Annotated in this window: 23 protein-coding genes; 16 read left to right on the top strand and 7 right to left on the bottom strand. The window is 43.7% G+C overall.

The genetic code is table 11. The features are described 5' to 3' along the window. Positions 1 to 19: 19 nt before the first annotated feature. Positions 20 to 1,252: a hypothetical protein gene (locus KAU88_08465; protein MCK4478541.1), complete on the top strand. Its 1,233-nt coding sequence runs from the start codon at positions 20 to 22 to the stop codon at positions 1,250 to 1,252. On the opposite strand, the gene KAU88_08470 is transcribed toward KAU88_08465, so the two are convergent. Beyond that, the gene (locus tag KAU88_08470; GenBank protein ID MCK4478542.1) at positions 1,249 to 2,244 is read right to left on the bottom strand and encodes a hypothetical protein; all 996 of its coding nucleotides are present in this window, start codon (positions 2,242 to 2,244) and stop codon (positions 1,249 to 1,251) included. The two genes, KAU88_08465 and KAU88_08470, sit on opposite strands and share 4 nt — an antisense overlap. A gap of 563 nt (positions 2,245 to 2,807) precedes the next feature. Between KAU88_08470 and KAU88_08475 the strand changes: the two genes are divergently transcribed. From KAU88_08475 to KAU88_08505, 7 genes are all read left to right on the top strand, one after another. After that, on the top strand, positions 2,808 to 2,981 hold the full coding sequence (locus tag KAU88_08475) for a hypothetical protein (GenBank protein ID MCK4478543.1): 174 nt from the start codon (positions 2,808 to 2,810) through the stop codon (positions 2,979 to 2,981). Further along, the gene (locus KAU88_08480) at positions 2,982 to 4,571 is read left to right on the top strand and encodes a sodium:solute symporter (GenBank protein ID MCK4478544.1); all 1,590 of its coding nucleotides are present in this window, start codon (positions 2,982 to 2,984) and stop codon (positions 4,569 to 4,571) included. A gap of 109 nt (positions 4,572 to 4,680) precedes the next feature. Continuing rightward, entirely contained in the window at positions 4,681 to 5,976 is a 1,296-nt protein-coding gene (locus KAU88_08485; GenBank protein MCK4478545.1) for a phenylacetate--CoA ligase, read from the top strand. Between the two features lie 112 nt (positions 5,977 to 6,088). Beyond that, positions 6,089 to 6,952 carry a 3-hydroxyacyl-CoA dehydrogenase family protein gene (locus tag KAU88_08490; GenBank protein ID MCK4478546.1) on the top strand — a complete coding sequence of 288 codons (864 nt, stop codon included), beginning with the start codon at positions 6,089 to 6,091 and terminating at the stop codon, positions 6,950 to 6,952. Positions 6,953 to 6,965: 13 nt separating this feature from the next. After that, positions 6,966 to 7,748, top strand: coding sequence for an enoyl-CoA hydratase/isomerase family protein (locus KAU88_08495; protein ID MCK4478547.1), 783 nt, complete (start codon positions 6,966 to 6,968; stop codon positions 7,746 to 7,748). A gap of 136 nt (positions 7,749 to 7,884) precedes the next feature. Continuing rightward, positions 7,885 to 9,051, top strand: coding sequence for an acyl-CoA/acyl-ACP dehydrogenase (locus tag KAU88_08500; GenBank protein MCK4478548.1), 1,167 nt, complete (start codon positions 7,885 to 7,887; stop codon positions 9,049 to 9,051). 74 nt (positions 9,052 to 9,125) lie between these two features. Continuing rightward, positions 9,126 to 10,280: an acyl-CoA dehydrogenase family protein gene (locus tag KAU88_08505; GenBank protein MCK4478549.1), complete on the top strand. Its 1,155-nt coding sequence runs from the start codon at positions 9,126 to 9,128 to the stop codon at positions 10,278 to 10,280. Positions 10,281 to 10,298: 18 nt separating this feature from the next. Here KAU88_08505 and KAU88_08510 read toward each other — a convergent pair whose 3' ends face one another. Then, positions 10,299 to 11,471: a hypothetical protein gene (locus tag KAU88_08510; GenBank protein ID MCK4478550.1), complete on the bottom strand. Its 1,173-nt coding sequence runs from the start codon at positions 11,469 to 11,471 to the stop codon at positions 10,299 to 10,301. 47 nt (positions 11,472 to 11,518) lie between these two features. Then, positions 11,519 to 11,707, bottom strand: a complete 189-nt coding sequence (locus KAU88_08515; protein ID MCK4478551.1) for a hypothetical protein — start codon at positions 11,705 to 11,707, stop codon at positions 11,519 to 11,521. Between the two features lie 125 nt (positions 11,708 to 11,832). On the opposite strand from KAU88_08515, the gene KAU88_08520 reads away from it, so the two are divergent. Then, positions 11,833 to 12,159 carry a DUF3227 domain-containing protein gene (locus KAU88_08520; GenBank protein ID MCK4478552.1) on the top strand — a complete coding sequence of 109 codons (327 nt, stop codon included), beginning with the start codon at positions 11,833 to 11,835 and terminating at the stop codon, positions 12,157 to 12,159. Positions 12,160 to 12,173: 14 nt separating this feature from the next. On the opposite strand, the gene KAU88_08525 is transcribed toward KAU88_08520, so the two are convergent. Then, positions 12,174 to 13,595 (bottom strand): M20/M25/M40 family metallo-hydrolase, encoded by a 1,422-nt coding sequence (locus tag KAU88_08525; GenBank protein ID MCK4478553.1) that lies wholly within the window; start codon positions 13,593 to 13,595, stop codon positions 12,174 to 12,176. A 137-nt stretch (positions 13,596 to 13,732) separates the two neighbouring features. Between KAU88_08525 and iorA the strand changes: the two genes are divergently transcribed. Then, entirely contained in the window at positions 13,733 to 15,607 is a 1,875-nt protein-coding gene (gene iorA, locus KAU88_08530) for an indolepyruvate ferredoxin oxidoreductase subunit alpha (GenBank protein ID MCK4478554.1), read from the top strand. After that, positions 15,607 to 16,200, top strand: coding sequence for an indolepyruvate ferredoxin oxidoreductase subunit beta (iorB, locus tag KAU88_08535; GenBank protein ID MCK4478555.1), 594 nt, complete (start codon positions 15,607 to 15,609; stop codon positions 16,198 to 16,200). Before iorA ends, iorB begins: the two co-directional genes overlap by 1 nt. On the opposite strand, the gene KAU88_08540 is transcribed toward iorB, so the two are convergent. The 3 genes from KAU88_08540 to KAU88_08550 all read right to left on the bottom strand — a co-directional run bounded on the left by KAU88_08540 (position 16,197) and on the right by KAU88_08550 (position 18,341). Beyond that, positions 16,197 to 16,715, bottom strand: a complete 519-nt coding sequence (locus tag KAU88_08540; protein MCK4478556.1) for a hypothetical protein — start codon at positions 16,713 to 16,715, stop codon at positions 16,197 to 16,199. The two genes, iorB and KAU88_08540, sit on opposite strands and share 4 nt — an antisense overlap. Further along, positions 16,688 to 17,092: a hypothetical protein gene (locus KAU88_08545; GenBank protein ID MCK4478557.1), complete on the bottom strand. Its 405-nt coding sequence runs from the start codon at positions 17,090 to 17,092 to the stop codon at positions 16,688 to 16,690. Before KAU88_08545 ends, KAU88_08540 begins: the two co-directional genes overlap by 28 nt. Before the next feature lie 403 nt (positions 17,093 to 17,495). After that, positions 17,496 to 18,341, bottom strand: coding sequence for an MBL fold metallo-hydrolase (locus KAU88_08550; GenBank protein MCK4478558.1), 846 nt, complete (start codon positions 18,339 to 18,341; stop codon positions 17,496 to 17,498). A gap of 97 nt (positions 18,342 to 18,438) precedes the next feature. On the opposite strand from KAU88_08550, the gene pyrH reads away from it, so the two are divergent. From pyrH to KAU88_08575, 5 genes are all read left to right on the top strand, one after another. Next, positions 18,439 to 19,113, top strand: coding sequence for a UMP kinase (gene pyrH / locus KAU88_08555; GenBank protein MCK4478559.1), 675 nt, complete (start codon positions 18,439 to 18,441; stop codon positions 19,111 to 19,113). Positions 19,114 to 19,306: 193 nt separating this feature from the next. Beyond that, entirely contained in the window at positions 19,307 to 20,815 is a 1,509-nt protein-coding gene (locus tag KAU88_08560; GenBank protein ID MCK4478560.1) for a phenylalanine--tRNA ligase subunit alpha, read from the top strand. Continuing rightward, positions 20,806 to 22,464 carry a phenylalanine--tRNA ligase subunit beta gene (locus tag KAU88_08565; protein ID MCK4478561.1) on the top strand — a complete coding sequence of 553 codons (1,659 nt, stop codon included), beginning with the start codon at positions 20,806 to 20,808 and terminating at the stop codon, positions 22,462 to 22,464. Before KAU88_08560 ends, KAU88_08565 begins: the two co-directional genes overlap by 10 nt. A gap of 329 nt (positions 22,465 to 22,793) precedes the next feature. Beyond that, entirely contained in the window at positions 22,794 to 23,876 is a 1,083-nt protein-coding gene (locus KAU88_08570) for a tyrosine--tRNA ligase (GenBank protein MCK4478562.1), read from the top strand. Between the two features lie 7 nt (positions 23,877 to 23,883). Then, positions 23,884 to 24,321 (top strand): toprim domain-containing protein, encoded by a 438-nt coding sequence (locus tag KAU88_08575; GenBank protein ID MCK4478563.1) that lies wholly within the window; start codon positions 23,884 to 23,886, stop codon positions 24,319 to 24,321. Positions 24,322 to 24,361 lie beyond the last annotated feature (40 nt).

Here is a 24,361-nt window from a genome sequence, read left to right on the forward strand (position 1 = left end):
TATCTTGTGGAGTTATCAGATGAACCAGCTTGACTGGGAAAAAATGCAAGAGAAGCTCAAAATCACAGATGTTGCGAAAATAAACAGCTCAGTATGGTTCACAACGCAAAGCGAATATACAGTAAGCATTGGCAACCACATCAATGGCACTTACCAAGATACAACTGCTGTTGACAATTCATACGAAACTTTTCAAGAAGAAAACCAGACAACAATCCACCTAAATGCTGCTGGACAATATGCAGAATTGGGCATAGAAGTTCCTACAGAAACGGCACATTGGAACTGCTGCAACGAAGACCCTCCTGACGACGACAATTCCTATGTCCAAACAACGACTCAAAGTTGGCGAAGAGAAGTGTACAGCTTGGAGGACATCGCAGGCTCTGGAAACATCAATTGGGTCAGAGTGTACATAAGAGCAAAACACAACAATGTCCTAGGACCTGCATCTTACATCAGAACACTAGTCAGAACGCATGACACAGATTATACGTCTGAAACCATAGCTCTGACGACATCTTACCAGAATTTGAACACACAGTACGATACAAACCCTCTTTCGGGGGTACCATGGACTTGGGATGAAGTTAATTCTTTGCAAGCAGGAGCCTTTGCCAGAAGTTTCGAAGACAGATTCATCAGGCTAACAAACGTTTGGATAGTTGTCAACCATGGTGCAATTGCTGACATAAATGGAATTTTCACGATGGATATCTATACGTACTCCTTAACAGAGGTGAAAGGTGTAGAAGTTCAGTTAAAGTATAGAGCAAGTGATGCTGGCGAAAGGTGGTATCTAAAGGCATATAACTGGACCTCTGGAAAATACAGCGACAATGGATTCAACTCTACTGCAGGACATCTACCTACGACAGCATGGGACAATTACACCGTAAATCTTACTGACGAATGGCTTAGTTATGTACGAGCAGATGGAGCAATAAACATTAGATTCCACGACGTAGGCGCTGACATTAATCAAACTGCTGTCGATATAGACTTTCTAGCTGTTAGAGTGCTTATTGAAGGAACGTGTTTTTCCTTCAAGAGCGAAGGAGCTTTGACCTGTCACATAATCTCAATATGGATTGTTAACTCCACAATTCACACAAGATATGTGACAGAAGTTTATATCAATGCAGGAGAATCAATAAATTACATCCGCACAGACATTTCATTGCCAGATGATTCCTATTTCGTAAAAGTCACGACTGAACGGGGAAATATCGCTGTTTACTCACCAAGCTAAGAATTATTTTTTAGTTTATTGCATTTGCTTTCTAAAGCTTTTATTGCTTCTTTTGGGCCTTTCGCTTCAATTAGAGTAATATTGTAGAGCTTTGCCATTTTCTTCCCATTCTCAGTGGCTTTGGGAATTGCAATTAGGTATGCATTGTCAGGGGTAACGTCATAGATTTTGGCAAACATGGCGATTACTGGTTGCTCAGAGATAACATCCTCAGTAGAGGTAGCAAGGTCTATGACTGTCATGTTTTTCGCAACATCTGGCTTGAAGGCTGTAATGTCGAACATGTGACTTGCACCGGACTTTCCTCTCAAAAATCCAGGCGTTTCCACCTTGAAACCATGACTTTCCAAGAATTCTCTTATAGGTGCGACTAGAATCCATCCAAGTGAAGCCTCTTTTTTTGATTCGTCGCTTAATTTGTATGAGTAAACGTTTTCGTAGACAGCGTCTTCAAAAGTGAAATTTTTGTGGCAGTCTCGGCAGAAATGAGATGGAACGGCAATGTCAAAGCTCTTTTTGCAGTCATTGCATGTGCACCACATTCCAGCTTTTCTGTAATCAACATCTGGCTTAACCAGTTCTTTGCTGCATCTTGGGCAAACAAGCTTGTCTCCCCTTTTGAAGGGCTCTTCTGTGTCAATATATCCACATTGCAGATGTTCTATCAAGGCGCTCTTTCTAATGTTGAACGATTTGCAATGGGGACAATTATAATGTATTGAGATTTTTGGCGAGCTGCAATAGGGGCAAAACAGGATTTTATCATACAGTTCTCTCTTTAGAATTCCAAATTTGCTTAATTTGGCCAAAAAGTCTTCAACTTTCGCAGAGTCTCCTAAAATTGCTTCAATAAGAGGATACTTGTAACCGCGATTTGGATCAAAAACAGGGCCTAATTTTGCGATTTCTCCGCTTAGAAACTTGCTTAGAAACACTTGAACCAAATGATCTTTATAGAGATTCATCCTCTCTACTTTGGAAGCTTTTGACATTGTCCCTTACCTGACTTTTCCTGTCATCACGCCATTTGCTGATAGTTTAGGATTGCTTAACTTCGCTCTTAAATATTTCCAGCATTCGGTTTTGTTTTTCTGGAGAATAGATGTGTCAACGCGAAAACTTTTAAAACAGCATAAAGCTTTTTCATGTGCGCTTCGTAAAGGAGAAAAAACGGTTGTCCAAAGGCAAACAGTTAGTTCGTTGTCCAAAATGCGGTTTCACCTTTGACATTAGTTATGGAAGAGCTTTTGCATGTTCAGGATGCCCGTCTGTTGTTCAATGTAGCAGTGCAAAGTGTCCAAAGTGCAAGCACGAATTTCCATTACCCAAAAGCGTCTAACTTGAAAGCTCGTTCTCGGCAAAGTGGGCACCGGAATAGTTGATTTATGCCGTATGAAAACTTGTCGATTTAGGATTTCAGAATTCGCAATTCATCTTTCTCTTCTTCCTGCCAATATGTTCAAATCAATTAGTCAGAAAACTATTGTGAGAAGGATTACTCTTTTAAAGAATTAAATAATTAGAGTATGATTCTTTTAAAAGTGAAGGGATCTGCATGAGAAAAATCTATGGGCTTTTACTAATTATGGCGTTATGCTTTATTCTAATTCCAGTAATCGCCTATTTCTTAGGTGGTTGGTACGCTTTTTGGGGGCATGCTTTGCTTGCAATAGTCTTTGCCGTTCTAGCAGTTTTCATAAAAACCCGCTACTACTGGGAGGAAGATTGAATGGCGCCACCAATACCTGAAACGGGGTCAGAAATGGCCATTGGCGTAATAACTGCTATAGCAGCATTCCTAACTATAAGTATTCTCTTAGGCTTTTTCATGAGGAAAAAAACTAAAAATTTCGAGGAATGGTTGGTGGGTCGCGGAGACATCGGTCCTCTCGTAACTGGTTTCGCGTTGGTTGCAAGCTATTTGAGCGGTTGGGCGATTTTTGGGAATGCTGGTTTGGGTTATGCTTATGGCTGGTCAGGTAGCTGGCTTATCGGCACAATGTGTGTGATGGGAACAGCGCTATGCTTGGTAATTGGCTACAGAATGCGCAGGTATGTGGCGCTTGGAGCCCGAACGGTGCCAGAAATGCTGAGGGTAAGATTTGAAAGCAAAATGGTGCAAGGGTTGGCTGGGTTGGCTATGGTTATTCTTCTCATAGTTTACTCTGTTGGGCAGTACAAAGCCATGGCAACCGTGTGGACGATAACCACCAACACAGATTTCCGTTGGAGCCTACTAGCAACGGCAATCTTAGTGCTTGTATACGTAATTATCGGTGGATACACAGGTACCCAATGGGTTTCAGGCTTTCAAGGCGTTCTATTAACAGTTATTGGTTGGACATTAGGCATAACAGCCCTTATCTGGGCAGGCGGCCCGGTGCAGATAGCAGAATCAATTGGAAATCAAACATTCACTTATCCTGGAGGCAATCAAACACAAATTCCCTTAGGAAATTACACTCTGCCCTTGCCACCCCCTAAGGGCTTAGCTTTTCCAGGCGTAGATTACGTTGGCGTTGTGGCTGCAATGTTCATGTTTCTCTTTATGGCAACAGGTTTTCCCCACAACATAGCCCGTTTCTTAGGCACTCGAAAAATCACTAGACGGGAGTATTGGATGATGCTGCTGATAATCATTGTAGGCGGCTCAACTCCCCTATGGATTGGCGCTGTAGGACTTGCCGCCAGAAGCGTCTGGGGCGACTCCTTGATGGCTGCTAATCCACCCATATATGGTGACTCAGCAGCAGTCTACGCAAGCATAAGCGCCGGCGGCATCCCACTTGCTTCATTGTTTGCTGCAAGTGTTTTTGCAGCGTCGGTTGCAACTCTAGCGGGTATGGTTATGATTATGGCAACCAACATTACACGGGACCTCATCCATAATGCGTATCCTGAGGCTTCTCCCAAGAAGCTTTTGTGGCTTACAAAGCTGATGCTTATACCGTTCATCGCCATACCGTTGTGGTGGACTTTTACTTCGCCACCTCCAATTCTTTCGGAGTTCATGTCTGGCTCTGCGGTGGCTCAGGCTGGAATCTTCTTTTTCGTTGTCGGAGTTTCGATGTACTGGAAGAGAGCAACAAAGTGGGGCGCCATCGCCACCATCATTTATGGCCTAGTCCTCACGGTTCTCCATCCTAAAGCGTATGGACAGTTAGTTGGCTTGTACCATTGGGGATATTGGGCGTTGCTTCTGATGTTCGGCGCAGCCCTAGTCTACACTCTCGTAAGCTTAGCCACGAAATCCGTTCCCGAGGAAACACTTGAAAAGTTATTTCCTCCAAAAGCAAAGGAAAATCAAGTAACCAAATGAGGAAAGACGAAATTATTTTTATGTGTCAAGCTCTTATGCTAATGAATTCGTGGTGATAACATTGAAGAGTTCAGTTGAAAGTTGGATCTTCCAGCCTGAATACGAAAAAATGCCCCGAGAAAAACTTGTAGAACTGCAAGAGGAACGTCTAAAAAAAATTGTGCAATATTGCTACAAGAAAGTTCCAACCTATAGAATGAAGTTCAGAGACGCTGGAATAACCCCAGACGACATAAAAAACTTGGACGACCTTAAAAAAATCCCCTTCACAACTAAAGAAGACCTTCGTAAGGCGTATCCTTATGGAATGTTAGCGGTGGACAGCAGCAGAGTTCTAGAATTACATGCAAGCTCTGGAACAACGGGACACCCAACAACATGTGCTTATACCAAAAATGATTTGGAACTTTGGTCAAAGACAATGGCGAGAATATACGCTTCTGCTGGGACAAAGAAAGGTGATGTTGTGCAGAATGCTTACGGGTATGGCTTATTTACAGGTGGCTTAGGCTTCCATTATGGAGCGCTGGAAGTTGGTGCTACCGTTTTACCTATTGCTTCTGGTAATACCGAACGTCAGATCAGACTTGCAAAAGAATATGGGACAACCGTACTTGCGTGTACGCCGAGTTACGCAGCCTACTTAGGCGAGTATGCAAACGAAAAGCTTGGGATAGACCCCGTAAGCGAGCTTAAGTGGAAGAGCGGGTTGTTCGGAGCTGAAGCGTGGTCTGAAGAGCTTAGACATAGAATTCAAGAGCTTTTGGGACTTGAAGCCTTTGACGTTTACGGGCTTTCAGAAGTGATTGGTCCGGGAGTGTCAGTAGAATGCCCAGAACACAACGGTCTCCACGTTTTTGAAGATTACTTCATACCAGAGATAATTGACCCAGTGACTGGGGAAAAAGTTGAGGAAGGCAATACTGGAGAACTCGTGTTAACAACGTTGACTAGAGAGGCAACACCCGTGCTCAGGTTCAAAACAGGAGACATAACATCCTTTACAACTGAAGAATGCTCATGCGGAAGGACTGTAGGAAAGATGCAAAGGATTTTGGGTAGAGCAGATGCTATGTTCAAAGTCAGAGGCGTGAAGATGTGGCCAACAACCGTAGAGCACGCGTTACTTCTCGTAGAAGAAGCCTCTCAAAATTATCAGATAGTCCTTGAGCGTCCAGAACGATTGGATATCATGACAGTACATGTTGAACCTGAAAAAGAAATCTTCGAAAGCGTAGACGGAAACCTCTCAAAACTTCAAAATCTTAATCACAAGATTGTGGAATCCATAAAAACGGTAACTGGAGTTAAGGCAAATGTAGTCTTGGTTCCCTACAACAGTCTGCCGAGATTCGAAGGAAAAGCAAAAAGAGTGAAAGATCTAAGAGGAGAAGGAATCTTCTAATTTGCCATAAGATAATCATCGTACGACGAAAATTTACATGCGATAGTTATCCAAAAGCTAATAACTCAGATGTTATATGCAACTATTCCATGTTTAGTTGGAGGAAAATGTAATGGAAGTTAAGAAAATTGCAGTGCTAGGTGCTGGACTGATGGGTCACGGAATTTGCCAAGTTGCCGCGCAAAGCGGGTTCGATGTGTGGCTCAGAGATATTGAACAACGTTTCGTTGATCATGGAATGGAGATGATACGTATGAGCCTAGCTAGATTTGAGAGTAAAGGCAAGATTACACACGACCAAGTGGACGAAATTCTACGCCGAATCCATCCAACACTTAGCTTGGAAGAAGCCGTGAAAGACGCCGACTTGATTGTTGAAGCAGTTCCCGAAAAGCCAGAAATAAAAATACCTGTCTTAAAAGAAGCCGACACATACGCGTCACCACACGCGATTATTGCTTCAAACACCAGCTCAATAAGCATTACACAACTCGGCTCTACCACTAAAAGGCCCGAAAAAATCTGTGGTATGCACTTCTTCAACCCCCCACAACTGATGCGACTGGTAGAAGTGATAAGAGGCATCAAAACATCAGACGATACAATCCAGACAGTGTTAGATACAGCCCATAAAATGGGGAAAGAAACGGTGCTGGTTAAAAAGGACAGCCCAGGATTTATTGTAAACCGCATCCTAATCCCAGCCCTGAACGAAGCAGTGGCCCTTTACTGGGAAGGTGTAGCAGATAGAGATGACATTGACAAAGCAATCAAACTTGGGTTAAACTGGCCTATGGGACCTTTAATGTTGCTGGACTACATAGGAGCGGACACAACACTGTCTATCGCTGAAGTGCTAACCCAAGGAATCGACCCCAGATTCCATCCAACTACGGGCCTAAAGCAAATGGTGCGTGCAAACTTGTTGGGGCGCAAAACTGGAAAGGGTTTTTACGACTGGACAGAGAAAAAGTAGCGAGGGAACGACTATGGATTTCAAATATATAATATACGAGAAGAGTGAGGGAATAGCCACAATAACACTGAACCGTCCAGAAGCTCTGAACGCTTGGAGCAAAGAACTTACAGAAGAATTCTTAGGCGCCATGGATGATGTGCAAAAAGACGAAAATGTAAAAGTGGTTGTTATCACCGGGGCTGGGGAAAAAGCGTTTTCGGCAGGAGCAGATATCAAAGCGATGAAAGGCATGACTGCCCTAGAAGCTAGAGAGTTGTCTAAGATGGGATATGAAATTTGCGATGCAATAGAGAACGTCGGAAAACCTGTAATCGCTGCAATTAATGGTTATGCTTTAGGCGGAGGTATGGAGGTCTCTATGGCTTGCGATTTCCGTATCGCCAGCGAAAAAGCACGAATGGGACAAACGGAAATTAATATTGGTCTTATTCCAGGTTGGGGTGGAACGCAACGTCTCACCAGACTTGTCGGCAAAGCCAAAGCCAAAGAACTTGTCTTTACTGGAAAGATAATCGATGCCAATACTGCTTTTCAATGGGGTATAGTTAACAAGGTTGTAGCTGCGGAAGGATTTATGATGGCTGTCAGGCAGTTTGCTAAGGAATTAGCTGGCAAGGCTCCCGTGGCGCTGAAGGTGGCAAAATCTCTTATAGACATGGGGTCGGACATAGATTTGAAGGCGGCGCTGGCTCTAGAACGTGAAGGCTTTGGAGTGGTGGCGTCCAGCGAAGACTTGCAAGAAGGCGTCTCAGCTTTCATGGAAAAACGAAAGCCTGCATGGAAAGGCAAATAGTCAACAATTAAGTTGTGGAGTCCACTAAAAAAACGTTAGGTAACTTCGTTCCCCCTCTTCTATTATTTAAGCGCACAAAAAATATATTCTGAGCTAGTTACTATTGCCGTTAGAAAGTTCGAACTGGTGAAAAACTTTGGATTTTAAGTTAAGCGTTGAACAAGAAATGATAGTTCAAGCAGCCTCCGAAATAGCCCAAGATTTTGGTCCAGACTATTGGAGGGAAAAAGACAAGAACCACATGTTTCCTGAAAATTTCTGGAAGACTTTAGTTGACGCTGGCTTTGTGGGCATTGTCATTCCTGAAAAGTATGGTGGAGGCGGGATGGGGATGTTTGACATGATTCTGGCCATGGAAACTTTAACCTCTGAAAGTTGTGGATTGGGTGGAATTTGGTTTCTATGTTTAACTACTCTTTTCGGGGGCTTGTCGATAGTGAAACATGGAAACGAAGATCAGAAAAAGAAGTACTTGCCAAAAATCGCTAAGGGCATGGAATTCTGTATGGCTCTGACCGAACCTGATGCGGGAACAAATACTTTGAACACGCAGACGATGGCTGTGCAAGAGGGAGACGAATACGTCATTAACGGACGTAAAACTTTCATCTCCGGCGCAGACAGAGCAAAAGGTATGCTGCTTATAACAAGGACAACTCCTAAAGAAGAAGCTCCAAAAAGAACCTTAGGTCTAAGCCTTTTCCTCGTGGACCTCCCCAACCCAGCAATTGAAGTTTTCCCCATAGAAAAACACGGAATCCATTATTCACAAACCTGTGACGTTTACATCAGTGACCTTAGAATTCCTAAGGAAAGCCTGTTGGGGGAGAAGGATAAAGGTTGGTACCTTATACTAGATACCCTAAACCCTGAAAGAATGTCCTTCTCGGCAGCAGCAGGAGGAATAGGACTTTTGGCCATCAAGCATGCTGTTGATTATGCCCAGCAAAGGAATGTTTTTGATGTTCCCATTGGTTCTCATCAAGCTATCCAGTTTCCACTAGCAGAGACAAAGGCAAAGATAGAAGCTGCGAGGCTGCTTAATTACAAGGCTGCTTGGCTCTATGACAAGGGACAACCCTGCGGCGCCGAAGCTAACATGGCCAAGGTTGCGGCAGTTGACGCAGGTATCCAGGCTGTCTACCACGCCATGCAAACCCTTGGTGGTTATGGGTATGCGGTGGAATATGATATAGAGCGTTGGTGGAGAGAAGTAAACATGATTAGGCTAGCCCCGGTAACCCATCAGATGGCTTTAGCATATATCGGCGAGCATGTGTTAGGGTTGCCGAAATCCTACTAGATTGTCGCACGTAAAGTATATGAACTAAAAGACCAAAAAAGGTAAGTCTAATACAAAAACGGAGGATCATATAGATGCAATTCGAATTAAACGATGAACAGAAGGAAATTAAAAGAGCTGCAAAGGAATTCTGCGAAAAAGAGTTTACTCCTGAACTGGCATTAGAATCTGACAAAAAAGAAGAATTTCCCTTAGAACTCTACAAAAAAGCAGCCAAACTCGGATTCACAAGCATGAGAATTCCAGAGGAATACGGCGGACAGGGCTATGGTCTAATTGAAGATAGCCTAGTTGTAGAAGAAATGTGTCGAGTAGATCCAGGACTAGGCGCCGCAGTCTCCCTTGGAAACCTTATGATTCCAGACATTCTGTTAAAACATGGAACAGAAGAACAAAAGAAAAAATGTATCCCACCTCTAGCTAGGGGCAACGCCATATCTGCTGCAGCGTTTACGGAACCCGAGCATGGAAGCGACATAACTCGCATGGACACGACAGCGGTTAAAAGCGAAAATGAATGGATTATCAATGGGGGGAAGGAGTTTATAACCAACGCCCCTATCGCAGATTTCTTTGTCATATTATGCCAAACAGACCCCAACGCTTCGCCACCGCACAGAGGACAAAGCCTCTTTTTAGCAGAAAAGGGCATGCCAGGGCTGGAAACAACAAAACTGCACGGTAAAATGGGGATCAAACCGTGCGTTACAGGGTCCCTTGCCTTATGTAACCTCAAAGTACCCGAAAGCAGTCTCGTAGGTGAACTAAACAAAGGCTTCTATTATGCGCTAGAGCTTTTCAACAGCACCAGAATCACTGTGGCTGCTCAAGCGGTAGGCATGGCGTATGGTGCCTTCGAAAAAGCCTTCCAGTATGCCAAGAACCGGAAACAGTTCGGTGCTCCAATAATTAAGTTTCAAGCAATATCCTTTAAACTAACGGATATGGCGACGAAGATCGAAGCAGCAAGACTGCTGACTTACAAGGCTGCTTGGCTTTATGACCAAGGAAAGGTTAGTCCTATGGCTACGTCTATGGCTAAGGCTTATGCCAGCAGAGTTGCAATGGAAGTTACAGACGAGGCTATGCAAGTCTATGGTGGGTACGGTTATCTCGCAGACTATCACTTAGAACGTTTCCATCGCTGCGCGAAAATAATGGAGATTTACGAAGGAACCACGGAAATGCAGAAGCTAACTATACTGAACTACCTAATGAAATCAATGTAGTTCACTTTTTTCTCTTCGTTAGCTGCACGCTTGATGAAATGCAACATTTTTTCGAAGATGGGGAGCAATTCCGCGTTTTTTCTCTTCTACAGGAAATGTTTCCATTGCTATCAGATCATCAACTTTCTTCAAGTATTTTTCTTGCTCGTGTTGCCAAGACTTATTTTTGAAAAATTTGTGAGGTATCGAGTACCGTTGGGTCATTTTCATGTCTTGAAGTACATATTCATATCTACGCAAGAAACCCATCCTAACTAATTCCCCTAAGCTATCTAAAAACCTTCTGAGTTCTGCTAAAGGCAGATAAATATAAGCGAATAGTGACGGTTCTCCGAAAACCTTGCCCATAGAAAGAGCAAAAGGCTTGTCTAACAATGAACGCGCGAATTTTGACATTTTTTCCAAGTTGTCAAACCTGAACATGAAGAAGAAACCGTTGGATATCGATTTGTCAAAGGGGTAATAGATGACTTGGAAATCTTCAAGTAAACATCGTCCAATGATATGCTTGTCGAAGTGGTATTTGATTAAAGGTACACTGGTCTTTAATTTGGTAGCCATCTCTTTGAGAGATATTGTGGCGTCTGCTTCAAGTTCTTTTAAAATGAAAATGTCGGTTTTATCAGCCTTCATTGGGTACTCTGGGGGATCCTTTAATGTGAAGGGCAATTCAGTTCCTTCGGTTAGGACTTCTTTAATCCATCCTTTCCAGTAAAACTTCCAACTTTTTGAATCGTTGTCGTACCAATCACATTTTAGATTAACGGTTTGAAAGCAGGTTGACCAGTGATATCGGATATTTGTAGCAACTCGTTTGTCTTCTAATTTTCCTAGAAACTGCTCAAAATCAGCGCAATGCGCTGTTGGAACGGCAAAAATCGCAACACATCCTTCATATGCACCAAAGCATCGAGAGATATAGATCAGATAATCATGAGCATCCAAGCAGTGATAAAGAAGATTTTCATAGCCTTGAAAGGCTTCTGCAAAGACAATTACCTTTTTGAGGCCAATATTTGTGTGGTAAACGTTGGCTCGTAAAAAAATTTGGGGAAGCATCTGTTTTAGTCTTCTACGCAGAGTTGCTTCAGGTAAGCCGAGTTGTTTCGCGACTGCTGTTATATTTCGTGGTCCGTAGGTGCCTAAGCCTTCCAATATCTTCAAATCGAAGAGGTCCAAGTTTTTTCGCATTCTCGCCGCACCAGTTTGTATTATTTAGCAACAGATGCTTTTTTAAGTTATGTTGGAATTCCACCGCCAGGAAGTGGGTCTCCGCCACCTGTCGGCGTAAAACCTCCGTCTAACAATAGATTGCTGAGGTCGAAGGAGTTCATGCTGTTTGAAGGGACGGTTCTGAGGGATGTTGCTGCTATGCTTACGGCGGCTGCGACGAGTAAGCAGACAAAAAGCAAAATTTTCCATTTCATAAATAGTCACCTCCTCCATTTTTTAATTTTCGTATGAAGATATTGTAAAAGCAGACGAAAAGTTAAATATTGCCTATGACGTGTAATTACATTTTAAGTTGCGTGTCTTATTAGAGTGTGAAAGTTTGGCAGCTAGAAGAGACAGATTTTACAGAACATTGCTATCCGCTTTGGACGAAAGCATGAAAAATATTTTTGGAGAAAATACAGCCAAGGCGGTTTACTACCATCTAAGGGAAGGGTATCTGCTGAAACTTGAAGATATTCCCACAAAGCCGCAAACTTTCGCTAAGGCTATTAAAGAAATATTTGGAGAGACCGGTGCCAAAGTAATTGAAACTCTGCTTGTGAAAGATCTGTGCACGAAATTCAGAATTAAAGGACAGAGAAAGGACATAGACAGGTTAGTCGACTGCATGCATGAATTGAAAATTACATGTATCGAAAAATGATAGAAAACCGTGCCCTAACGCAATTTTGACAAATTGTCGAGAATTGTTACATAAGACTTCTCAAGAGTGCATAATCCACCTGTAGGGCCTCCTTCTTGGACAACGATGTATTCATTTGGTGCATGTGCCCTTCCGCCGTGACCCAGCCCGCCCATAATAAACGGTAAGTTCAAAGGTTCCCGATTAAACATGCAAAACGGAGCACTACCAGCCATGTGAGGCCATATCTCTGGTTCGTAGCCGAATTCTCGGTAGGCTTTGATAACTGCTTGTGCAGCAGGTTCTTTCACGCTTGTTTTAGCCCATCCATAGCCTTCTTCAAGCTCTACAATTCTGATTTTCCTAAAGCCATGTTTATCAAGGTGCTCTCTTATCCTTGGTATTACTTCTTCTACTGACATATTGGGAACCAGTCTCACATCAATTTTAGTTGTGATCTTGTATGGCAGTACAGTTTTTGTTCCTGGTCCTATGTATCCTCCCCATATGCCATCTATATTCAGAGTTGGAGAGTACAAGTATTTGAGCAAAGCCTTCTTTCCGTGCACATCTCCGATGAATTTCTCGACTTTCATCGAATCCTTCACGGAGTCTTCATCAAAAGTCTTTTCCAGTGTCTCCAGCAGTCCAAGATCTTCTCGGTTTGGCGGCAATGCGTTCTCGTAGAAGCCATCTATCAAAACATTGTTACCGTCTTTCGTGGTCATAGTACTTAGAGCTTGTATCATGCGATATGCAGGGCTGTCCACCCAAGCTTTGTTGCTTCCATGAATGTCAAACTCGGTTGGTCCATATCCCCAACTCTTCCCATCAAGTTCTAACTCAAAATAGACGATGCCTTTCACGCCAAGATACATCACTACTTTGCCCCTCATATCTTGATCAGCAAATGGGAAGAACACGGCGTCAGCCTTCATCAACTCGCCTTCGTATTTCTCGATAAATTCTGGCAAGTGCCGACTACCTAATTCCTCTTCGCCTTCGGCAACAAACACTAGGTTAACTGGAATCTCCTCGCCCACAGCTTTAATCGACTCACAAGCGTTTAAGAAGGCACATAGTTCTCCTTTAGTATTAATTGCCCCTCTTGCCACAAGACAATCACCGAAAGGAGGCATACTGACAATTTTGCCTTCCAGTGGAGGGATAGCCCATCCAGGGTCGTCAACTGGTTGAGTGTCATACATGAAATAGACGATTATAGTTCTGTCAGCACCAGCGTCATAGTATCCATATACAACTGGGAACCCTGAGGTTTCTACAAGTCGAGAGTTTTCGCAGCCGAGATTTTTGAAGTAGTTTTTGACGAGTTCTGCACACTCTCGAACTCCCCTGTTTTCTGCTGAGATGGAAGGTTGTCGAACGAGTTCTTGAAGTTTGCCAAGATGTTCAGTGTAGTGCCGGTCTATATGTTCAAAAATTTTTTTCCTCTGCAACAGTTTTTCACCGAAATAAGATTTTCATAATGTAAGTTACTAATAGTTACTTTTGCTCAGGTAAAATAAGTTTATAACGAAACGTATATGAGAAGCTTTCTTTATGAACTGTTTTCTCAAAGTGGAGGATTACGTTTTTGCCTGATATTCGTGTGTTGTTAGAAGATGCGGAAGGTAAGTGTGTTCTTCTTTTAGGCAACGAGGCAATCGCTCGCGGCGCCTTAGAGGCGGGAATCGGAGTGGTGACCACTTATCCCGGCACGCCAGCGTCTGAAATCGGTGATTCTATCTCTGCAATCGCAAAAAACGCAGGTATGTATATGGAATATTCAACTAACGAGATTGTGGCTTTGGAAACTGCGGCAGGTGCTGCCATTTGCGGCGTGCGAGCGCTTTCCGTCATGAAACATGTTGGCTTGAACGTGGCTGCGGATGCTTTGATGACACTTGCCTATGTGGGTGTTCGAGGAGGCATGGTGATTGTCACGGCTGACGATCCTGAATGCTACAGCTCCCAAAATGAACAAGACAACCGCTACTATGCCCTGCTTTCCAAGTTGCCTTTTCTTGAACCATCCAACGCTCAAGAAGCAAAAGACATGGTGCCCTACGCCGTGAAGATGTCAGAACAACAACAGCTGCCAGTCTTGCTGCGTACAACAACCCGAATAAGCCACACACGAGGACCAGTAACCTTTGGAGCGCTAGAAAAAGCGAACTTGAAAGGAGAATTTGTCAAAGATGTTAAGCGTTTCGTCATGGTTCCAGCCCACGCGCGGACACAACACAAAGTCTTGCTCGAAAAAGTTGAACGTGCCAAAAAAATCTCTGAGACGTCACCCTTCAACAGAATAGTGCGACAAGGCAAAACAATCGGAATAATCTCTTCCGGCGCAGCCTACAACTACGTAGCCGAGGCAGTGGAATTTCTAGACTTAGACGCTGGAATCCTAAAACTCGGCATGACCCACCCACTCCCAGAACAAAAAATCATTAAATTCCTAAAAAGTCACGACAAGATCGTCGTTGTCGAAGAGCTGGCACCCTATTTAGAACTACACATCAAAGCAATGGCCAAAGACCAATCGCCAAATGTGGCAATCTATGGCAAAATGAAAACGTCTTTCTTCCCTTACTTTGGCGAACTATCAACTCGTATCGTAGTTGAAGCCCTTGCTAAAATAACTGGCAAAGAACCGCTCATAAATTTTAAGGCAATTGATGAAAAATACAGTCAAGCGCGCGAAATTCTGCTGCCCAGACCGCCAATTCTCTGCCCAGGTTGTCCCCACAGAGCCTCGTTTCATATAATAAAAACTGTAACTGCTGGGAAAGCGGTGGTATCGACGGACATTGGTTGTTATGCGTTAGGTATTCAGCCTCCGTTGCAGGTTGGCGACGTGCTCATTTGTATGGGTGCAAGCATAGGAACCGCTGGAGGCATTAGCAAGGTTGCTGGTTTGGATGCGGTAGCTGTTGTTGGTGACTCCACGTTTTTCCACGCAGCAATTCCAGGTCTTGCTAATGCAGTTTACAACAACCACAAGGTCACGCTTGCGGTGCTAGATAACCTTACAACTGCAATGACTGGGCAGCAGCCTCACCCTGGAACTGGAAAGACCGGCATGCAAACAGAGACGAATCGCATTTTGATAGAAGATGTTGCGCGAGGGTTAGGTGTCAAGTACGTCAAGGTAGTTAACCCTTTCAAAGTCAGAGAGGCCACTGAAATTTTTAAGGAAGCTTTGAAGACGTCCGGTCCTTCAGTGGTTGTTTTTCGTGCACCTTGCACGTTATTGGTCTTGCGGGAAAGGCGGAAGAAGGGAATCAAAGTGGCGCCAATGAAAATTACAGACGAGTGCAATAATTGTATGGTGTGTGTCAAATTGACGGGTTGCCCTGCGCTTGTGGTGAAAGAAGATAGGGTTACGGTTGATGGAACGTTGTGTACTGCCTGTACGCTGTGCATGTCAGTTTGTCCTTACAACGCTATTCAAGGAGGCACCGTTTAGTGGATACGTGTAACGTTGTGCTTGCTGGGGTCGGAGGGCAAGGGATACTGTTGGCGGCAGAAATGCTCGGAACGGCTGCAGTCAAAGAAGGCTACAATGTGCGTGTAAGTGAGCTTCATGGCATGGCTCAACGAGGCGGAGCTGTTGTCTCACACGTACGCATCGGCGAAAAAGCACTTGCACCCACAGTTTTGGAAGGCACCGCAGATGTAATCGTCGGCTTCGAACCCATGGAAGCCCTTCGAAACATCAGATTCGCCTCGCGAAATACAATAGTCCTTGCAAACACCAAGGCTTTCAAGATTAGCGGTGCTGAATATCCACCGGTAGAAAAGCTTCTTGAGCAACTCCGAAGCTTCACGAGAAACATTGTCCCAGTTAATGCTGCAACGTTGGCGGAAAAAGCTGGCGCCGTAATAACCCAAAACATAGTGATGATAGGGGCGTTAGCGGCTACTGGAAAGCTTCCGTTGAAAACTGAGACTTTGAAAGAGGCTTTGCGTGAATTAGTGCCAGCCAAATATTTAGACATAAATATGAGAGCTTTTGAGTTGGGCTACAACGCTGTCAAAACATTGCATGCAGCAGTCTAGATAGGTGGCGGTGGCGGCCATTCCATGTAGCTAGCATATGTGAAAGCGATTACGTCTCCTCTGTGAAGTATGTGTTTTGCACATGAGTAGCTTGGAAGGAGCCATTCTGAGCTTCCAGAATCCCAGTGCCAGTAGAACCATCCGTGTGTAGAATTGTTGTCTACTCCATTTATCGAGGTCACCAATATTCCTAATTCTCTTCCATAGTCTGTATAGTTCATGTCGTCAGCTATGGAGTATATGGCTGTGAATGCGGTTGCGCCTAATGGAAGCACAGTGTTGTTGTGCCAGATTTTTGTACCATTGCCATAGCTTAGGAAGATGTTGGCTTCAAGAGACAGGCCTTCCAACATCGCTGAAATGTCTCCAACATTGGTGTTAAGTTGATTCACTAGATCGTCGTATTCGCTTTGATAGATGTTATATTGGGTGAAGTAATAGCCTGCGGCAGCTGTTCCTACAATCGCCCAAGTAAGCAAGCCTAGAGTTATATACGTAAAGAGTTTTTTCTCCAAATGTTTTCACCTCCGAAGAATTCCTGTAAAGCTCTTGTCAACGGAAAGAAAGCTACCAAAAAAACAAAGAAGTTCGACACGACATGGATTAACAGAAAAGGAGCACCAGAGACAATTGCACTGATAAAAGCGGGTAGAATAGGTATTCCAAGTAGCATAAAAGACATAGCAACGCCGAAATTGGTAATTAGGTCATAAATAACTGTAAGAAAAGTACCTAAAATGGCCGCCTCACCACAAGAACTTGGGGTGTATATGCCTTTTTTTGTGCGTCCATACAACCCGCCTACAATACCCATGATAATCATTCCAGCCATTTGAAAAGGCAACATTAACCCGGCAAATCCCCAAGGCGACAAAAACCCGTTGATGAACATTACAGTTGCACCAAGCGCACTGCCTAAAAAAGCGCCGAAAAAGGCACCTGCAAAGAAGACAAGTAAAGAAGTAAATTCAACGTTTGGAGGACGAGGGGTTAATTGTAAACTAATACATAAGGCAGTCAGAAGGGCGAATAGTGCAACGCGGCGAGTCGTTGATGATTCCATAGGAATTGGTTGGATAATCCATCCATATAAAACTTTTCTTTAACTTCAGTACTCAAACTTGCTTTGTTTTAGGGTCAAATGCTTTGAAAAACACCAACAGCAAAAAAACGATACATGACCTATATAAATGAAAAACTGGCAACAACCTACACTCTCTCTGAGACCACATTGGCAGAGCTACTAAAAGCCTATTTAGAGCCTATAATAGACAGTGTAGTCTAAGAGCTACGCGCTAACTTCTAAAAAACGTGCCTAATCCAACTCGTCGCCTTTTCTCACCACTCACCTTTCCCACTACAATTTCATCATTTACCAATAACTCCATCCCATCCCTCGCCGCTACCGTCTCTACGCCTGTTCCTTTCACTACACGTTTTGCCTCTCCAACAGGACCCTGAAAAATCATCTTCATCCCAAAATGCGTCAACACCGCAAACTCTGGTTTAACAGCATTCACAATCTTCATCGCATCATCGGTAGTCATGTGACCCTGCCACGGCTCTCCACTTGGCCGCAAAACACATAAAATCAATATTCGCACACCCTTATAATACCGCTCAATTCCCTCAAAGAACTCAGTGTCACTTGTATACCCAATGCTACCCACATCAGTCTCAAAACGAAACCCAACTGCATCCACATCCGAATGTCTCGCCTCAGCCCCCACAACCCTCACACCTCCAACCTCAAAATCCTCCCCAGCCACAACCTCCACGACTCGCCCGGGCAAACTTTGATGATACTTTGAAATCGCCACTTCAGCCGTTTCGCCGCCTCTAAGCACACTTCTCGCCGCCGCCAAAACACCCCGCCGTCTAACAGTCCCTCTAGTCATCGCCTCAACCAAAACCTCAGCATCATTATAATGATCAGGATGAGCATGCGAAACCAAAATCCCATCGATCTTCTGTGGGTCCAACCCCAATTTCCAAGAATATACAAGCCCCCCAGGCCCAGGATCTAAATGCACATTAAATCCATCACTCAACAATCGGATTCCTGCAGTCCGCCGTTTCTGTGTAATAGTCACAAACCGACCACCACCTGTCCCTAAAAATACAACTCTAAGCTCTTCCAAAGCTCATCACATCAACTGGGTTAACTCCACTGCCTTCTCATTAGCTTTATTACCCCAAATACTCCTTAAATAGCCAACGTAGGAGCATCTACAAAACATGTTTATAGTAATACGCATCGGTGGCTCAGTCATAGCCTCCCCAACAAACCCGAAACTCATAAATCAATACATAAAAATTCTCAAACAACTCAGAAAAAAAGGTCACAAAATCGTAACTGTAGTCGGCGGTGGTGCTCTGGCGCGGGAATTTATAAAGACGGGTAATCGACTGGGACTAAGCGAAGAGGCACAAGACTGGCTTGCCATAAAGGTCTCACGTCTCTACGCCCTACTTGTCACGTTGAAACTAAATAAAAACGGAACAAAGAATATACCTACCTCAATAATCGAAGCTGTCAAAGCCTTGGAGAAAGATAAAATCGTGGTTATGGGTGGATTAAAACCAGGAATGACAACAGACACAGTTGCCGCTCTCATCGCCCAAAAAATAAAAGCACAACTTCTCGTGAAAGCCACGGATCAGGATGGCATCTACAACAAAGACCCGAGAAAATATGAAGACGCAGAAAAACTAGATACAATAACATATCACGACCTAACACAACTCTTCGAACAAAACCGCCACAAAGCAGGAATACACCAAATTCTTGACCCAGTGGCCATCAAAATCCTACAGAAAACCAACATCAAAACCATCATAGTAAATGGCTACACCCCCCAAAATATCCAACAAGCCATAAAAGGCCAAAAAATCGGCACTGTAATCATATAATAAAACATAAATAAACCACCGCATAATGCTATGACGGTACGAAGGGATGCCCTACCAATTTACGTAACCAGCAACAGAATTCTATCCCCAATCAGACTAAAACATCCTAAAAACAACCAAACCACATGGAGACTTTTTATTCGAACGCCACTAAACTACAGTAGAAACTCAAAAGAAACTGGGGGAACCAAAAGTGGTTAGACTTCGCGAAAACGAACAGAAAACACTCCTCGCTCTTGGCAATCTAGGCGGTAAAGCCAACGTAAATCAAATCATAAAAGCCAGCGGTCTCGCTCACGCTGCTGTCATGCGAGCAACATTAAAACTATCAGAAGAAAAGTTTGTCCAACTGCACGAACAAGTACAAACAATTGTGACCTTAAGCGAAGAAGGAAAACTGCACGCAAAGAGAGGATTGCCAGAACGTCAACTGATTAATTCGCTAATTAAGTTAAGCGGCAAAGCAAAGATTGACAAGGTTGTTGAAGACGCAAAACTAGAAGATAATTTTGTATCCATAGCTTTAGGCTGGCTACGTCGAAAAGAATGGGCAACAATAGAACGAAAAGAACGAACCTTGGAGGCTTTGAAAAAGCCAAAAAAAGGAAAGGACGAAGAGATTCTAGCATTTTTAGCAGAAAAGGACACTATTATAACTGAAGAATTAAATAGAGAAAAACAAGAAGCAATAGCAACTTTACGGAAACGCAAGCTTGTACAGACTGAAGAAAAAACTTATCGAATACTGGATCTAACCACAAAAGGTCGAAAGCTCCTTAAAAAAGGAGTCAAGATCATTGAAGAAGTAAGCCAACTTACCACTGAACTTATCGTGACGGGAAAATGGAGAGAGACAAAACTAAGAAAATTCAATGTGACTGCACATGGTCCACCTGTATATCCAGGCAAGGTTCATCCCTTGCAGCAAATCATCGAACGTGCAAGAGGGATTTTTCTGGAAATGGGGTTCACCGAAATCCGTGGGCCACTGGTTGAAACAGCTTTTTGGAACTTCGATGCGTTATTTCAACCTCAAGATCATCCAGCAAGAGAGATGCAAGACACGTTTTACCTTTCCATTCCTAAAGCTGGGAAATTACCTGAGAAAATCGTTGTGGACGCTGTTGCGAAAACGCATGAAGATGGTTGGATAACAGGGTCGAGTGGATGGGGATATAGGTGGAGCCCAGAAGAGGCTAAGAGGTTAGTGTTACGTACTCATACAACATCTGAAACTATCAAATACCTTTCAAAGCATAAGAAGCCGCCTATTAAGGTCTTTTCAGTTGACCGAGTTTATCGAAACGAACAACTTACATACAAGCACACGGCAGAATTTTACCAAATAGAAGGCATTGTGGTAGACAAAGGAGTATCGTTGCGCGACTTGATGGGTACTTTAAAGATTTTCTATAGCAGTTTTGGATTGAAAAAAGTAGAGTTCTGGCCATGCTATTTTCCCTATACAGAGCCTTCAGCGCAAGCAATGGTTTATGTTCCGAAACTTAAGCATTGGATGGAGCTTTGCGGTATGGGCATGTTTAGACCTGAAGTTTTAGCTCCGATGGGTATAAAATACCCTGTTTTAGCCTGGGGAGGAGGGCTGGAACGTATAGCCATGTTGGAACTCGGGCTTGATGACATACGGCTACTGTATGGCAACCACCTAGGATGGATTAGGAGGACACCGTTATGCCGGTAATCACTTTAGACAGGGAAAGGTTCTCCGAGTTTGTAGGGCGAAAACTCACTCTTGCAGAAATGGTCAAATGGCTGCCTTGGCTGGGCTTCGACATAGAAGAAGTCGGAGAGAATAATGTAAAAGTGGAGTTCAACCCCAACCGTATCGACTTTTGCAGCTATCCTGGAATAGCTAGGGCTTTCAACGGGTTGAGAGGCTGGGAAATTGGGTTACCAAAATACAACGTGAAAAGCGGCAGAACAGTGCTCAACATCGACGAAGCAGTCTCTGAGGTTAGACCTTTCATGCTAGCAGCGATTGTGCGTGACGTGAAGCTTGACGAAGAAGACGTTATTGACTTGATGGAAATGCAGGAGGACTTACACTGGGGCGTGGGTAGAGACCGCAAAAAGGCTTCCATAGGTGTGCACAACTTAGACGTAATTAACCCGCCTTTCACCTATACAGCGGTTGAGCCAAACAGCGTGAAATTCGTTCCGTTGGACAAGACTGAAGAGATGAGTCCAAAAGAAATTCTAGAAGACCACGAAAAAGGAGAAGCGTACAGACAGTTGGTTGACTGGGCACCGAAATATCCTTTGTTAATTGATAAGGATAGTAAAGTGCTCTCTATGCCGCCGATAATAAATGGCGAACTAACAAGAATCGACAAACAGACTGAAAACTTGTTCATCGACGTAACAGGAACAGATTATGTTGCAGTTAAAAAGAGCCTAAATGTTCTATCCACAGCTCTCTCAGATATGGGGAGTACCATCGAGAACGTAAAAGTAAAATACACAGACCATACGCTGTTCTCACCTGATTTAAGCCCGCAGAAGATGAAGCTTCGAACAGCATATGCTAACGAGTTGTTGGGTCTTAGGCTCTCAGAATCAAAAATCGTTGATTGTTTAAAGAAGTGTAGGCTAGGAACTAAGAAACTTGGGAAAGGCGTCGTTGAAGTGATGATTCCAGCTTATCGTATCGATGTTCTTCATGAAGTAGACTTGGTGGAAGAGGTGGCGATTGGCTATGGCTACTACAAGCTTAAACCCACTTTTCCATCCTCAGTCACCGTAGGAAAACAGCACCCCGCCTTCAAAACCGCAAATATGGCAAGGCAAATCGTGATAGGCTTGGGCTTCACAGAAGCCATGAATTTTACTATCACAAACGAAAACTTACACTATAAAAAGATGCGTAGAAAAGCCGAGAAATCTGTCAAGCTTGCCAACCCTATCTCAACTGAATACACAATGGTGCGGCAAGATTTGCTGCCTAGCTTGATGAAAAACCTCGCGGACAACAAGCATGAAAGTTTTCCCCAAAAGCTCTTCGAAGTCTCGGATGTAGTGCGACTAAATAGCAAGCAAGAGACACGATGCGAAAGACGACTGCACCTAGCTGCAGTATCATCTCATGCAACCGCGAATTTCACCGAAATAAAATCTGCTTTAGAAGCGTTGATGGCAAATATGGGCTTGAACCGTTGGAAAATAAGAGAAACAAAGCATTCAAGCTTTATCGATGGAAGAGCCGCAACGATCAGTTTCAAGAACAAGCAGATAGGAATGGTTGGCGAAGTGCATCCAGAGGTCCTAAACAATTTCGAGCTAGAGAATCCTACCGCAGCCTTTGAGATAGACTTAGAGATGTTGATAGACTAGAAAACCTTTTTTCCTACGTTTTCTGTTTATTATCCTAGCGATGACATGAGCACAATCCCACTGGAACTCTCCCTTTGAGGGCTCGTGCAGACGGACTTGACAGAAGCTTGCGTAACAGCTGGCTTATGACGAAGAGCTTACCCAAACACGGGACACGGTGGGCGCGGGTAATTAACCTCCCACGCTAGAGAGAGCTTAACATAGAAGAGCGTGAGACTCCATCAATGAAGTTAAGTGTTAGGTGACGTGGGACACATGTCACCCGCGATAAAGAGAACTTTTAAGTCTCTAATCAAAGAATGTAAGAAAGAAATATTCAGGGGGCTACAATGTTGGACATCGAAGAAAAACTCGTTCTTGCTACACGTAACACTGTGGAAATAATAACCTCCGATGAGCTGCGCTCCTTGCTTGAAACAAAAACCAAACCTCGCGCTTACTGGGGTTTCGAATCCAGCGGGCTAATGCACATAGGATTAGGTCTGGTATGCGGCTCAAAAATTAAAGACATGGTTGAAGCAGGCTTCCACTTCGTCATTTTCCTTGCAGATTGGCACTCATGGATTAACAACAAGCTCGGCGGCGAGATGAAAAACATACGCTTGTGCGGCGAATACTTCAAAGAATGCTTCACCGCACTAGGCATAAAAGATGTTGAATACTTGTGGGCGACAGACCTCGCTAAAGACATCGAATACTGGGAAAAAGTTGTAAAAATAGGAAAAAAAGCCTCGGTTCAACGTATATGGAGAGCACTTCCTATCATGGGCAGAGAGATGAACCTTTCCGATGTTGAGACCGCTTGGCTGTTCTACCCATGCATGCAAGCCGCAGACATATTCCACATGCAACTTGATGTAGCGTGTGCAGGCATGGAACAACGCAAAGCCCATATGCTCGCCCGCGACGCAGCAGAAAAACTAGGCTGGCAAAAACCATCGTGTATTCACACTCCTTTACTTATGGGACTCAAAGGACCCGCTGAAAGCGATAGGCAGCTTGACGACGATGTAGCGTTAAACTTGAAGATCGTCTCAAAAATGTCCAAGAGTCTACCGCGCACATGTATCTTCGTACACGACTCGCCAGAAGACATCAAAGCCAAGTTAAAGGATGCGTATTGCCCGCCAAAACAAGTAAGTGGCAATCCAGTGTTAGAAGCGGCGCAACTCGCTGTGTTCAGCAATACTAATAAGTTGACAATAACACGTCCACCTGAATACGGCTGTACCGAAATCTTTACCAACTACATTGAACTCGAAAAAGTATATAGAGAAGGAAAAATTCATCCCTTGGACCTAAAAAACGCAGTCGCAGAAGCCCTAATACAAATATTAGAACCAGTTCGAACTCACTTTAAAAAGTATCCAGAAAAGCTGGAGAAGATGAAGAAAATCGAAGTAACAAGGTAAAACAACATTGTCAACTCGCTTAAAGGAAAAAATAGAGAGAATCGAAGAGCTCTTGGAAAGATTGGCCCTTCAATCAGCCAAGGGCATACCTATAATTGTTGAAGGCCGAAATGACATCGATGTCCTTCGCAAACTTGCGTTTTGTGGCAACATAATTGCAGCAAAAACAAGAAAATCTTTCCTCGCCTTAGTAACAGAAATAGAAAAACTGGACATAGAAGAAGTAGTATTGTTAATGGATTTTGACAGGCGCGGCAAGGAATGGACAAAACGTTTAACACGGTACCTTGAACAAACCAAAATAAAGCCAAACGTGTTCTTCTGGCAAGAACTCCGCAATCTGATAAGTCATGATATCAAAGACATAGAAGGCCTGCTACCGTACCTGCAGACTTTAAGGAAGAAGATTGGAAATTCGCAAACTATAATAGAGAGAAAACTGTAACCGAGTATTCGGTAACAATTCACATTTAGTGATGTTAATC

It is taken from the genome of Candidatus Bathyarchaeota archaeon (genome assembly GCA_023131225.1).
In the GTDB taxonomy this organism is placed as follows: domain Archaea; phylum Thermoproteota; class Bathyarchaeia; order Bathyarchaeales; family SOJC01; genus JAGLZW01.